We start from the raw sequence: 13,128 nt of genomic DNA, 5'->3' as shown, positions 1-13,128 counted from the left end.
ATCCATGAAGGTTCTGTTCTGCGTGTCAGAGGCGGTGCCGTACGCGAAGACCGGAGGGCTTGCGGACGTGGCCGGGGCCCTGCCCGCGGCGCTGCGCCGCAAGGGCCTGGACGTGCGGGTGATGATGCCGCGCTACCGCGGCGTAGACCGCAACGGGCTCGAGCCGGTGCAGCAGGTATACAGCGTCATCGGTGGGACTGCGATCGAGGGCGCTGTCTGGATGGGGACGCCCTCCGACGGCGTGCCACACTACTTCCTGGACCAGCCCTCACTCTATGACCGCGAAGGCCTCTACGGTGAAGGGGGACGGGACTACGAGGATAACCTGGTGCGGTTCGCCTTCTTCTGTCAGTCCGCGCTGGGGCTGATGCACAACACCTGGACGCCGGACCTCGTGCACTGCCACGACTGGCACGCTGCGCTCATTCCTGCCTACCTCCGGGCACACCGCAACCCTCTTGCGACCCTGTTCACCGTGCACAACCTGGCTCACCAGGGGGTCTTTCCGGGCGAGCAGTTTCCGTTGAGTTGCCTGCCGCCCGAGACCTTCGCGCCGGACGGCCTGGAGTTCTACGGGAACGTCAACGTCATGAAGGCGGGCCTGGTGTACTCGCACGCCCTGAGCACCGTGAGCGAGACCTACGCCAGGGAGATCCAGACCGAGGAGTTTGGGGTCGGGCTGGACGGGCTGCTGCGGGCGCGCTCGGCCGACCTGTTCGGGATCCTGAACGGCGTGGACTACGCGCTGTGGGATCCGAGCGTGGACCCGCACATCCCGGCCCGGTATCACGCCGGTGACCTTGCCGGCAAGGCCCGCTGCAAGGCGGCGCTTCAACAGGAGATGGGGCTGCCGGTCCAGGCCTACGCGCCCCTGATCGGTACCGTTGCCCGGCTGGCACCACAGAAGGGGTTCGACCTGGTGGCCGCCGCGCTGGATGCGATCGTCGCGACCGGGGCGCAGGTGGTAATCCTTGGCACGGGCGAGCCCGCCTTTGAGGAGGCGTTCCGAGCCGCGTCCGCCCGGTTTCCCAACCAGTTGCGGGCCATCATAGGGTTCGATGAGGGACTCGCGCATCGGATCGAGGCAGGCGCCGACATCTTCCTGATGCCCTCGCGCTTCGAGCCCTCAGGCCTCAATCAGCTTTACAGTCTTCGCTACGGCACGCCCCCTGTAGTACGGCGCACCGGCGGTCTGGCGGACAGCATCGTGGACGCCACGCCGGAGAACATGCGCCTCGAGCGCGCCAACGGGTTCGTCTTCGACGACTACACCCCGGATGCGCTGGTAGCGGCAATATGCCGCGCCGTTGCCGCCTACCGTGACCCGGTCCTGTGGCGGTCGCTGCAGCAGGTTGGGATGCGGGCGGACTTCTCGTGGGACAGGGTGGCCGGCCGGTATCTCGAACTGTACGATGCCACCGTCCGGCGGGCCGCGGAGCGGCCGTCCTGAGGCAGCACATCTTCCGAGCGAGGTGAACGATCTTGCCTGAACTGCGCACCGATCCGATCTCCGGCCGCTGGGTGATCATCGCCACCGAGCGGGCGGCGCGGCCCACCGATTTCGCGACGCCGCCGGTGGAGGTAAACGACCTGGAGCGCTGTCCGTTCTGTTCCGGCCGCGAGGACCGGACACCGCCCGAGATCTTTGCCGTCCGCAACCCCGGCACGGCGCGAAATGCGCCCGGCTGGCAGGTGCGGGTCGTTTCCAACAAGTTCCCGGCGCTACGCATCGAAGGCGACACCACGCGCAGCAGCACCGGCATGTTCACGCGCATGGACGGGGTCGGCGCGCACGAGGTTATCATTGAGACTACCGATCATCACACCCACCTCGGCCTGATGCGGGTTCGCGAGGTGGCCGACGTGGTCCGGGCCTACCTGCAGCGGTACCGCGACCTGGACGGCGACGACCGGTTTGAGTACGCGCTGCTCTTCCGCAACCACGGCCGTGCCGCCGGCGCCTCGCTGTCCCACCCGCACTCGCAGCTCATCGCCCTGCCGGTCATCCCCAAACGGGCGGCCGAGGAGCTGGAAGCGGCCGAGCGACACTTCGGTCGCAACGGGGTGTGCGTATTCTGTCGCCTGATTGAGCAGGAACTGGCGGCCCGCGACCGGATCGTTTTCGAGAACGAGCGGTTCGTGGCGCTGCAGCCATACGCGGCGCGCTTTCCCTTCGAGACCTGGCTGATGCCCAAGGAGCACCGGGCATCGTTCGGGGCGCTGGGGGAGGACGACGTCCTCCCGTTCGCGGAGGCGCTGCGGACGGCGCTGCACGCGCTGCACTCGTGCCTGAACAACCCGCCGTACAACTTCATCGTGCACACCGCGCCCTATTCCGATCACGCCGGGCACTTCTACCATTGGCACCTAGAGATCATGCCGCGGCTGACGCAGGTCGCCGGGTTCGAGTGGGGTTCTGGGTTCTACATCAACCCCGTGGTGCCCGAGCAGGGGGCGCGGTTCCTGCGCGAGTGCGCCATGAAGCCGGGCGCCGAGGCATTGGCGCCCGGCGGGGAGAATGAATAGTATCCGGAGAAGGAGGCACCTATGAGCACAACTCCCAGCGAGCGTATCCTTCTTGGTTCCGGGCCAAGCCTGCTCCCTCCCGAGGTCACAGAGGCGCTTGCGCAGCCACTGCTAGGGCACATGGATCCCGAAATGCTCCTCATTCTGGACGAGACCGTCGCTCTGCTGCGCCGCGTGTTCCAGACCAAGAACGAGCTGGCGCTGCCGGTCTCGGGTACAGGGACCGCCGGGATGGAGGCGGCGCTGCTGCACATGGTGAAACCGGGCGAGGGACTGGCCGTCTGCGCCGCCGGGTTCTTCGCCGATCGCATCGTCGAGATCGCAACCCGGATCGGCGCCGAGGTGGTTAGGGTCGAAGCGCCCTGGGGCCGAGCGGTGAACGCGGCCGATCTCGAGCGCACGCTGGCGTCACGCCCCGGAGGACGGGGGATAGCCTGCGTGGCGGTGGTGCACGTCGAGACCTCGACGGGAGTGCTGCAGCCCCTGACCGATCTTGCCCGCGTGGCGCACGAACATGGCGCGACGTTCCTGGTGGACGCGGTCGCCTCGCTGGCCGGGGCCGAGCTGCCGGTGGATGGGTGGGGCATTGACGCCTGCTACAGCGGAAGTCAGAAGTGCCTGAGCGCGCCTCCCGGAATGGCGCCGCTGACCGTGCACGCGCGCACGCGCGGCCGAGGTGCGCCCGCCGCCTTCTACCTGGATCTCGAGGGACTTTGGAAGTACTGGGGACCCACGCATGCCTACCACCACACCGTACCCGTGCAGCAGATCTATGCGATGCGCGCGGCGCTACGGCTCGTTGTGGAGGAGGGAATGGATGCCCGGGTGGCGCGTCACTGGCGTAACACCCGAGCCCTTTGGGCGGGGTTGCAGGCCATGGGCCTGGAGCTGCTGGCCGCCGAGCCCGATCGGTCGCCCACCATCACGACGGTTGTCATCCCCGAAGGGGTGGACGATGCCCGGGTGCGCACCCGGATGCTGCGGGAGTACGGGATCGAGATTGCCGGCGGACTGGGACCGCTGCGGGGCAAGGTCTGGAGGATAGGCCTGATGGGACACTCTAGCCAACCGCGCTGGGTTCTGTTGCTTCTCAGCGCTCTTGAGGCCGCCCTCTCCGCCGAAGGAGTCCGGTTGCCGAAGGGAGCCGCTTCTGCTCAGGCAGCGGCACTCCTGTGAGATAGCGACCAGGAACTGTGAAGCCGGTCGCGCTCTTCGTCACCTGTCTGGTTGACCAGCTCTATCCGAACGTGGGCGAGGCCTCGGTGCGCGTGCTGGAACGCGCCGGCTGCACCGTGGCGTTTTTCGAGGAACAGACCTGCTGCGGCCAGGCCGCGTTCAACAATGGGTTCCAGGAAGAGGCGCGCGTGCTGGCGCGGCGGTTCCTGGACGTCTTTGCGCACGCGCCGGCCATCGTCGCGCCGTCGGGTTCCTGCGCGGACATGGTGCGCGAGTGGTACCCGCACCTGTTTCGCGACACGCCGGCACTCCTGAATCTGGCGCGATCCATTGCCTCCCGCACCTACGAACTGAGCGAGTATCTCGTTCGCGTGCTGGGCGTTACCGACCTGGGCGCGCGCTTTCCCGCCACCGTTACCTACCACCCATCCTGCCACGGCCTGCGCGGGCTGGGATTGCGGGATGAGCCGCTCGGCCTGCTCCGGGCGGTTCGCGATCTGCGCCTGGTAGAGCTTCCTGCCGCCGAGCAGTGCTGCGGGTTCGGAGGGTTCTTCTCGATCAAGTTCGCGGCGCTCTCCGGCGCGATGCTCTCCGCCAAGCTCGACACCATCGAGGCCAGCGGCGCCGAGGTGGTCACCGCCACCGATGTGAGCTGCCTGATGCACATCTCCGGAGGGCTCTCCCGCCGTGGCAGCCGTGTGCGTGCGCTGCACCTGGCAGAGATCCTGGCGGGATCTTGATGATGGACCATCCGACCCGGATTGACCTGATCCGCAACATCGAGCGGGCGCTGCGGGACGAGTCACTGCAGCGCCAGATGGGGAAGGCCATGCCGGCGTCCCGCAGGGCGCGGGCCGACGCCGCGGCCGAACTGCCCGAGTGGGAGTCGCTGCGCAGCACCGCGGCCGGGATCAAGGATCACGTGCTGGCAAACTTGGAGAAGTACCTGCGGCAGCTCGAATCGCAGGTCTCCGCGCTTGGCGGCACGGTTCACTGGGCTTCCGATGCCGCGGAAGCGCGCGCGATCATTACCGATCTGGCCCGCTCACGGGGCGTGCGCCGCATCGTCAAGAGCAAGTCCATGACCACCGAGGAGATCTTCCTCAATCCGGCGCTGGAAGCAGCCGGCGCCAGTGTGGTCGAGACCGATCTGGGCGAGTACGTGGTACAGCTTGCCGGCGAGAGGCCCAGCCACCTCATAGCACCCGTAGTGCACAAGCCCACCGAGGAGATCGCAGACCTCTTCGTCAAGAAGCTGGGCGTGCCGCGCTACGAGCGGCCGGAGGAGCTGGCGCGCGTGGCGCGGGAGGTGCTGCGCGCGGAGTTCCTGGCGGCCGAGATGGGGATCACCGGGGTCAACTTCGCCATCGCGGAGAGCGGCACGCTGGTGATCGTGGAGAACGAGGGCAACGCCCGGCTCACGACCACCCGGCCGCGCATCCACATGGCGGTGATGGGGGTCGAGAAGGTCCTGCCTCATCTGGCAGACCTGAGCGTCTTCCTCCGGATACTCGCCCGCAGTGGCACCGGGCAGCGCTCAAGCGTCTACGTGTCGCTGCTGACCGGGCCGCGGCGGGCCGGTGAGACCGACGGTCCTGAGGAGCTGCACCTGATCATCCTGGACAACGGCCGAAGGCGCCTGCTGGCCGACCCCGATCTGCGCGGGGCGCTGCGGTGCATCCGGTGCGGCGCATGCCAGAACGAGTGCCCGGTATACCAGCATGCGGGCGGGCACGCCTACGGGTCGGTCTATGCCGGCCCGATCGGCGCCGTGCTGACCCCGGCCTACGAGGGGTTGGAGCGGGCCCGCGATCTGCCATTCGCGTCCACGCTGTGCCGGGCGTGCGCCGATGTCTGCCCTGTGAAGATTGATCTGCCCGGGATGCTGGTCGAGCTGCGGGCGCGGGCCGTGCGCACCGGGCTTGTGTCCTGGCGGGACAGGATGCTCTTGGGCGCGTGGACTTTCTTCACGGGCAGTCCCGCGCGGTTCATGTTGGCAGGAAGCCTGGGACGGCTCGCACAGCGGCTGGTGGCGCGCGGCGGCAAGATCGAACGCCTGCCGTATCCGCTGTCGGGGTGGACAGCGCACCGCGCCGCACCGGTCCTGGCCTCGACGCCCTTCCGCACGTGGTGGAAGTCGCGGCAGGGTGAAGGGCGATGAACCGACCGGTTCCCCCAGGCGATCGGCCCGTAGCCGATCCGACAGCGCTCTTCATCGAGCGGGCCGAGCAGGTGGGTATCTCCGTCATCACCGTCGGCACCTACGATGAGGCGGTTGAGAGGGCGGTCGCGTTGTGCAGGGAGCGACACGTTGCACGCGCCGCGCTGTGGGACACCCCAGAGATGGCACCGATTCAGGGTCGGCTGCTCGCGGAGGGTGTGGAGATCCTCGACCCGCGGGGATCCTTTGAGACGCTCGCTCAGGCCGAGATCGGGATCACCGGGGCAGAGTGGGGCGTGGCTGAAACCGGGTCGCTGGTCCTGGCCGCCGGCCCAGGCAAGCCGCAGGCGGCATCCCTGCTGGCGCCTCTACACCTGGCGGTGCTGCGGTCCGAGCGCATCGTGCCGGGCCTGGCGACACTCCTGGAGCGGTGCGGTCCTCTACCGTCGGCGCTGGTTCTCATCACCGGGCCCAGCCGCAGCGCTGACATCGGGTTGGTGCCGGTGTTGGGCGCGCACGGGCCTACCGCCGTTACCGTCCTCCTCGTCGCCGAGTAGTTCCTGGGAGATTCTGGCTAACCATCACGCTGGGAGAACCCCCGGGTGCCACGCGGCCGTTGTGGGGGGTTGCTGGTATCGGTGGCTGACTCGGATACCCCTCTCCCGTTTCTTTCCGCTGCCTACGACGCGCGCTTGCTTCGCAGGCTCGGTCCCGGCGGTCCCATGCAGCCAGGCTGGCACAGGATTCCTTCCACCGATCCCGAATCTCGCCATGGCAAGATGTTCGACCGTATGCTCAATCCAGGCCGGGAAGCGAGCACGCCTTGCCTTCGCTAACCGATATCCCCGACATCCGCGTAGGCCATGTTACCGACCCGGCGGGCATAACCGGCTGCACGGCCGTGCTCTGCGAGGCGGGAGCCGTCGCAAGCGGTGAGGTGCGCGGAGCAGCGCCGGGTACGCGCGAGACCGATCTGCTGCACCCCGGAGCCTTCGTCCAACACGCCCACGCAGTGCTTCTGGCAGGCGGGAGCGCCTTTGGCCTGGCCGCGGCCGACGGTGTGGTGAGGTATCTCGAAGAGCGCGGGATCGGGTTCGATGCCGTGGTGGCGCGGGTTCCGATAGTGCCGTCCGCCGTGATCTTCGATCTCGCCATCGGCGATCCGCACGCGCGCCCCGACGCCGCCATGGGATACGAAGCCTGCGTGCGGGCCACGGCAGAGCCGGTGAAGGAAGGTAGCGTGGGCGCCGGTACCGGCGCGACCGTGGGCAAGGCGCTGGGCATGGATCGCGCTATGAAGGGCGGCGTCGGGTCCTGGTGCGTTCGCCTGCCCGGCGGTCCGTCCGTCGGCGCACTGGTGGTGGTTAACGCTTACGGCGACGTGGTGGACGAAGGCACGGGCGAGATCCTGGCAGGCGCCCGGGGGCCGGACGGGCGGTTTGCGGGCACGTCGCAGGTGTTGCGGACAGGCGCACCCGGCATGCCGTTCGGCGGGAACACCACGTTGGCCGTCATTGTTACCACCGCGGCTCTGTCCAAGGTTCAGGCCTGGCGTCTGGCAGTTCAGGGGCACGCGGGGCTCTCACGCGCGATCGTCCCCTCACACACGCTCTACGATGGAGATACGGTGTTCGTCCTGGCGACGGGTCGGCATGAGATCGACGCGGGGCAATCCCAGGAGCTGATCCAAATCGGGGAAGCGGCGGCCGTGACGGTCGCCGAAGCTGTGCGCCGAGCCGTCCGTGCGGCAAGGGGTCTCGGCGGAATACCGGGCCGCGCCGATCTGGCCGGTTGCGGTTGACTTGCATGCTCGCGATCATCAGCGCGTCATTCATCGCTCTGGAGGTGGTCAGGTGGCACCAGTAGGGCTGGGGGTATCGAGCTTCGCCGCCGTAAGGCAGCTGCTGCAGGACGTCGAGGCAGAGATCAACGGCATGGGCGTCGGCGTGGAGGTGATGTGCGAATCCCCGCATGCCTGGCCGGCGCCGGTGCCGTGGCACGGCGACCGGCTGGTCTGCCTGCACATGCCGATCCTGGGGATCAACATGGCCAGCACGAACCCCGGCATCCGTGAGGAGTCGGTGCGACAGGTGCTGGTCACCGTCGGCGAAGCGGCGCGGCTGGGCGCCCGCGGGATCGTGGTGCATCCCGGCATCCCGCCGTACAAAGAGGTCCTCTCGTACGACCGTGGGCTTCCCTACGCCGTCGAGTCGCTGCGCCGGGTCGTCGAGGCGGCCGAGGCCGCAGGCGTCGAGGTGTACCTGGAGAACATGCCGGCAGTCTCCATTGCCGACGGCGTGCGGCCGATGGCCTTCTCATACGGCGTGCCCTACGAGGAGCTGCGCAGCATCTATGAACAGGTGAACCACCCATCGCTGCGCCTGTGCCTGGATATCGGCCACGCCTATCTGGCCGGCGGCAACTGTCTGAAGGCGATGCTGCAGGACCACGACGTGGTACACGTGCACGTAAGCGACAATCACGGATGGCGCGACGATCACCTCGCGTGGGGCGACGGTGAAATCACCCAGGTCGTGGACCTTGCCCGCGATCTGCCCGAATCAGTCCAGAACATCATCGTCGAGACCGCGTCTCTTGAGTCATCCCGAAAGTCACTTGAGCGTATCTCGAAGGATCTCCTGTCGAGGAGGGGACAGATATGAAGAGCCGAACCGCGCACGATCTGAGGACCACCCGGTGGGCGTGGAAGCTGGTCGTGTTGGTGCTGGTCGCCGCCCTGGCGGGCTCGGGCGCTCCGGTCAGGGCCCAGTCGTCCAGAGACCGCTTCGTGCTTGCGCTATCGGGCGGCCCGGACACGCTTGATCCCCACGGCACGGCGGCAACCCTAGGTTTCATGGTGATGAAGAGTCTCTACGACACGCTGGTAGAGCCCGACGACGAGGGCAAGATGGTCCCCGCCCTTGCCGAGTCCTGGAGCGTCTCCCCCGACGGCATCACCTGGACGTTCAAGCTGCGCCCGGACGTGCGGTTCCACCACGGCAAGACGCTCGATGCCACAGACGTCAAGGCGACGCTGGAGCGGATCCTCGATCCGGCAACACGGTCGCCACGGCGGCTCCAGATCGGGCCGATCCGCAGCGTGGAGGTTGTGGACCCACTGACCGTCAGGATAGTGTTGGAGGGGCGGTTTGCGCCGATTCTCGCCGCCCTCGCCGAGGGATGGGGGGCGATCCTGCCGGCGGATCTGATTGCCCGTAAGCACGACTTCAGCACCAAACCCGTCGGCACCGGCCCATTCACGCTGGGCGAGTGGCAGCGCGATTCATTCATCCGTCTGACCAGGTTCGACGGCTACTGGATCAAGGGCCAGACCAAGTTGCGAGAGGTGTTCATCCGATTCGTTCCGGAGCGGGCCGTGAAGGTCGCGGGGGTCCTGTCCGGCGAGTTCGATGCCGTGGACACGATCGATCCGGACGACCTGCCCCGTGTCCGTGCCCACCCCGGCGTCAGGATCATCACGCAACTCACCAGTCTCGTAAACGTGGTCGCAGTCAACAACAGCCGGGGACCGCTGCGTGACGTGCGCGTCCGTCGCGCGCTGTGGCACGCCATAGACCGCAGGCAGGTGCTCAAGACGGCCTACGGGGCCGAGTCGGTGCCGTCCTCTGTGTTCATGGATGTAACGAGTCCCTACTGGGTTGACCTGGGAGACCCGTATCCGTTTGATCCCGAGCGTGCGCGACGGCTGCTGTCGGAGGCCGGATATGGTGCCGGGCTCACCCTCGACCTCGTGCTGCCCCAGCCATATCAGATGCACATCGAGGCCGGACAGCTCGTCCAGGCCATGCTGGCGAAGGTCGGCGTCACGGCGCGGCCGCGCGTCGTGGAGTGGGCCTTCTGGCTCTCACGCGTCTTCGGCGGGGGCGAGTACGACCTCACCGTCATCGGCCACACCGGCAAGCTCGATCCGGATGGCCGCCTGACGGGTTGGGGGGATCCCACGAGGAACTACATACGGTATGATAACCAGAAGGTCGTTGATCTGATCCTCGCCGGCCGACTCATCTCCAATCCAGAGCACCGCAAGCGGATCTACGCCGAGGTCCTGAAGATAATGACCGGGGACGCGATGATGGTGATTCTGGGCACGACGATTCGGTACGTCGCGACCGGCAGGACCGTGCGGGAGTTCCGGCAGGTCTACGCAATCGACTCCTACGATTTCCGCAAGACCACGAAGTAGATGCCGTTCGTCGTTCGACGGCTGCTCGCGGTGGCGCCCACGGTCCTCGCGGTCGCCACCGTCACCTTTTTCGCGCTTCAGGTTGTCCCCGGAGATATCGCAGAGATCATGCTCGGCGTGGACGCACGCCAGGAAGACCTGGCGCAACTGCGCCACGAGCTCGGCCTCGACCGCCCCCTGGCGTTGCGGTACCTGGAATGGCTTGGCCACATGGCGCGCGGCGACTTCGGGATGTCGATCAGCTACAGGGAGCCGGTCATACGCCTGATCCGGGCTCGGCTCCCCGTCACCGTCTCCGTTGCCGGCAGTGCCATGCTCCTGGCGATCGTGGCGGCGCTCCCGCTGGGCGTGATCGCCGCTCGGAGGGCCTGGTCGCTGGTGGATCTCGCGGTGCTGGCCGGCTCGCAGGTCGGGCTGGCTGTGCCGGCGTTCTGGATGGGCATCCTGCTGATACTGGGGCTTGCCGCGGCGCTTCCCATCTTCCCGCTGCAGGGCTACGTGGCGTTTGGCAGCAATCCGATTGAGTGGGGGCGGCACCTGTTCCTGCCGGCGCTGGCGCTGGGTACGGAGCGTGCGGCCGCGCTGGTGCGCCTGAGCCGCGCCGCGACCCTGGACGAGCTGCACCGAGACTACGTGCGCACCGCCAGGAGCAAGGGTCTGGTTGAGGCGTACGTGGTACGCCGCCACGTGCTGCGCAACGCGCTCATCCCGATCTTGACCGTGGCCGGGCTGCAGCTGGGCTACCTGATGGGCGGCGCCATCGTGATCGAGCAGGTTTTTGGCCTGCCCGGGCTGGGGCGCCTGCTCCTGCACGGGATCTACTCCCGCGACCTGCTCGTGGTGCAGGGCGTGGTCATCACCATTGCCGTCATGTTCGCGCTGCTCAATCTGCTGGTGGATCTGCTCTACGCCGTCGTGGATCCGCGCATCACCTACGACTGATGACTCCCACCCGCCGGCGCTACAACCTGCCTCTGCTGATCGGCGGTGCGCTGGTCTCACTGATCGCGGCAACCGCCGTGCTGGCGCCTGTGCTGGCGCCTCACGATCCGACGGCCATAGATCCTCCGGGACGGCTGCTCCCAGCAGGGCCCGGCCATCCGCTGGGCACCGACCGGTTGGGCCGCGACATCCTCAGCAGGATCCTCTATGGAGGCCGGGTTGCGGTGATCGTCGGCGTTGTGGCAGTCTCCATTGGCGCCGGAGCCGGGACGAGCATTGGTCTTCTCTCGGGGTACCGGGCCGGCCGGGTGGATGCCGTCCTCATGCGGGCCATAGACGGTCTGATGGCATTTCCGTCCCTGCTGCTGGCAATCATGGTTGTGGCCGTGCTGGGGCCCGGGCACATCCAGACCATGATTGCGATCGGCGTTGTTCTGATACCCGTGTTCGCGCGCCTGTCCCGCGCGCAGACGCTGGCGGTGCGCGGCCAGGAGTTCGTCCTGGCAGCCAGGGCGCTGGGCGCTAAGGACGTTTTCATAGTGACATCCCACATCCTGCCCAACATCGCCGGGCCCCTGCTGATACAGGCCACGGTAGCGTTCTCGGGCGCCGTGCTGGCCGAGGCGGCGCTTTCTTACCTGGGTCTGGGGACACAGCCTCCGACCCCCAGCTGGGGCGGAATGCTGCTGGAGGCGCGCGACGTGCTCTTCGTCAGGCCATGGATGGCAGTCTGGCCGGGCGCTGCGATCGCCTTCACGGTCCTTGGATGGAACCTGATGGGCGATGGCCTGCGCGACCTCCTCGACCCCCGCCTGCGGCAGGGGCAGCGGTAGTGGAGACCGTGCAGCCGCGCTCCGGCTCCGGCGCCGCCAACTTCCTAGCCGGGAAGGCGGCCGCGGCGGTGAACGCTGACGAGGTCGTGCGGCTCACGCGCGAACTCGTCAGGATCCCCAGCGTGTACCGTCCCGATGGTCCGGCAGGCAACGAGACGGCGGTGGCGTCGTACCTGGCCGGGCATCTCTCCCGCCTCGGGTTCCGGGTTTCGGTGCAAGAGGCGGCCCCGGGCCGCCCCAACGTCATTGCCGACTGGACCTCTGGCCGGTGGGGCAGGGGCCTCATCCTGGAAGGGCACACCGATGTCGTAACCGAGGGCGACCGCAGCGCATGGTCGCATCCGCCCTTTGATGCCGAGGTCTCGGACGGCCGCATCTATGGACGCGGGGCCGCGGACATGAAGGGAGGGCTCGCCGCCGCGGTGTGCGCCCTCGACGCGGTGCGCAGAGCGGCACCCGACCTGCCCGGCCGCGTTCGGATTGCCGCGGTGGCCGACGAGGAAGGCATGATGCTGGGGATCAAGTCCTTCATCCGCGACGGGCACGCGCAAGGGTTCGACGGCGCGATCGTCTGTGAGCCGGAGGAGAACGAGATCTGTCTGCGCCAGAAGGGCGCCATGCGCGTGCTGGTTTCCTTCACCGGCAAGATGGCCCACGGCGCGATGCCCTATGCCGGCGTCAATCCCATTCCGGCGGCCGCGAGATTCGTCACCCTGCTCGCGGAGGAGGACCGCCGCCAGCAGGAAGGTCATGAACGCGATCCCTACCTGGGCCTGCCCCACATCACGCCGACAACGATCCGCGCGCCCGCGCACGGAGAGCCGCAGTTCAACGTGATGGCCGGCGAGGCGCGCGTGACGGTGGATGTGCGGACGATCCCAGGCCAGGATCACGCCGACCTGCACAGCGCCATCTGTGACCTCGCCAACGCCGCGCAGGCCGGCGACCCGTGCGTGCGGGTAACCGTGGAGCTGGTCGAAGACCGCCCCTGGACGGAGACCCCTCCGTGGGATCCCCTTGTGAGGGCCATCGAGCGGGCCTTTCCGGAGTCGCTGGGCCGGGAGCCCCGGTACGGAGGCGTCCCTGGCTCGACCGACGGGACGTTTCTGCATGCGTGGGCCCGTATCCCCGTTGTGACCATTGGCCCCGGCAACCGGCAGATCCCGCATCAGGTCGACGAATACGTAGAGGTCGGCGAGCTGGTGGAGGCGGCCCGGCTGTACGCCGCCGCGATCGTGTACTTCCTGGGGGAGGAAGCGGCTCCAAATGGAACGAGGAGGTGCTGA

General features: G+C 67.7%; 12 protein-coding genes. All 12 read left to right on the top strand.

All coding sequences use genetic code 11. The features are described 5' to 3' along the window. The first annotated feature begins 4 nt into the window (after window positions 1–4). Complete coding sequence (gene glgA, locus RDU83_05600; GenBank protein MDQ7840490.1) at window positions 5–1,450, top strand: glycogen synthase GlgA; 1,446 nt, start codon at window positions 5–7, stop codon at window positions 1,448–1,450. A gap of 32 nt (window positions 1,451–1,482) precedes the next feature. Further along, a complete protein-coding gene (gene galT, locus RDU83_05595) occupies window positions 1,483–2,526 on the top strand; it encodes a galactose-1-phosphate uridylyltransferase (GenBank protein MDQ7840489.1) in 1,044 nt (347 codons plus the stop codon). 21 nt (window positions 2,527–2,547) lie between these two features. After that, the gene (locus RDU83_05590) at window positions 2,548–3,702 is read left to right on the top strand and encodes an alanine--glyoxylate aminotransferase family protein (protein MDQ7840488.1); all 1,155 of its coding nucleotides are present in this window, start codon (window positions 2,548–2,550) and stop codon (window positions 3,700–3,702) included. Window positions 3,703–3,719: 17 nt separating this feature from the next. Further along, complete coding sequence (locus RDU83_05585) at window positions 3,720–4,442, top strand: (Fe-S)-binding protein (protein MDQ7840487.1); 723 nt, start codon at window positions 3,720–3,722, stop codon at window positions 4,440–4,442. Then, on the top strand, window positions 4,442–5,863 hold the full coding sequence (locus tag RDU83_05580) for a LutB/LldF family L-lactate oxidation iron-sulfur protein (protein ID MDQ7840486.1): 1,422 nt from the start codon (window positions 4,442–4,444) through the stop codon (window positions 5,861–5,863). The genes RDU83_05585 and RDU83_05580 overlap by 1 nt, the downstream gene beginning before the upstream one ends. After that, entirely contained in the window at window positions 5,860–6,420 is a 561-nt protein-coding gene (locus RDU83_05575; protein MDQ7840485.1) for a lactate utilization protein, read from the top strand. The genes RDU83_05580 and RDU83_05575 overlap by 4 nt, the downstream gene beginning before the upstream one ends. Window positions 6,421–6,686: 266 nt before the next feature. After that, a complete protein-coding gene (locus RDU83_05570; GenBank protein MDQ7840484.1) occupies window positions 6,687–7,664 on the top strand; it encodes a P1 family peptidase in 978 nt (325 codons plus the stop codon). Between the two features lie 52 nt (window positions 7,665–7,716). Then, a complete protein-coding gene (locus RDU83_05565) occupies window positions 7,717–8,526 on the top strand; it encodes a sugar phosphate isomerase/epimerase family protein (GenBank protein ID MDQ7840483.1) in 810 nt (269 codons plus the stop codon). Further along, window positions 8,523–10,067 carry an ABC transporter substrate-binding protein gene (locus RDU83_05560; protein MDQ7840482.1) on the top strand — a complete coding sequence of 515 codons (1,545 nt, stop codon included), beginning with the start codon at window positions 8,523–8,525 and terminating at the stop codon, window positions 10,065–10,067. Before RDU83_05565 ends, RDU83_05560 begins: the two co-directional genes overlap by 4 nt. Then, entirely contained in the window at window positions 10,068–11,009 is a 942-nt protein-coding gene (locus RDU83_05555) for an ABC transporter permease (GenBank protein ID MDQ7840481.1), read from the top strand. It abuts the gene before it with no gap. After that, the gene (locus tag RDU83_05550; GenBank protein ID MDQ7840480.1) at window positions 11,009–11,842 is read left to right on the top strand and encodes an ABC transporter permease; all 834 of its coding nucleotides are present in this window, start codon (window positions 11,009–11,011) and stop codon (window positions 11,840–11,842) included. Before RDU83_05555 ends, RDU83_05550 begins: the two co-directional genes overlap by 1 nt. Then, window positions 11,842–13,128: a M20 family metallopeptidase gene (locus RDU83_05545; GenBank protein ID MDQ7840479.1), complete on the top strand. Its 1,287-nt coding sequence runs from the start codon at window positions 11,842–11,844 to the stop codon at window positions 13,126–13,128. Before RDU83_05550 ends, RDU83_05545 begins: the two co-directional genes overlap by 1 nt.

It is taken from the genome of bacterium, assembly GCA_031082185.1.
In the GTDB taxonomy this organism is placed as follows: Bacteria; Sysuimicrobiota; Sysuimicrobiia; order Sysuimicrobiales; family Humicultoraceae; genus VGFA01.
This window is presented reverse-complemented; position numbering and strand designations above follow the sequence as displayed.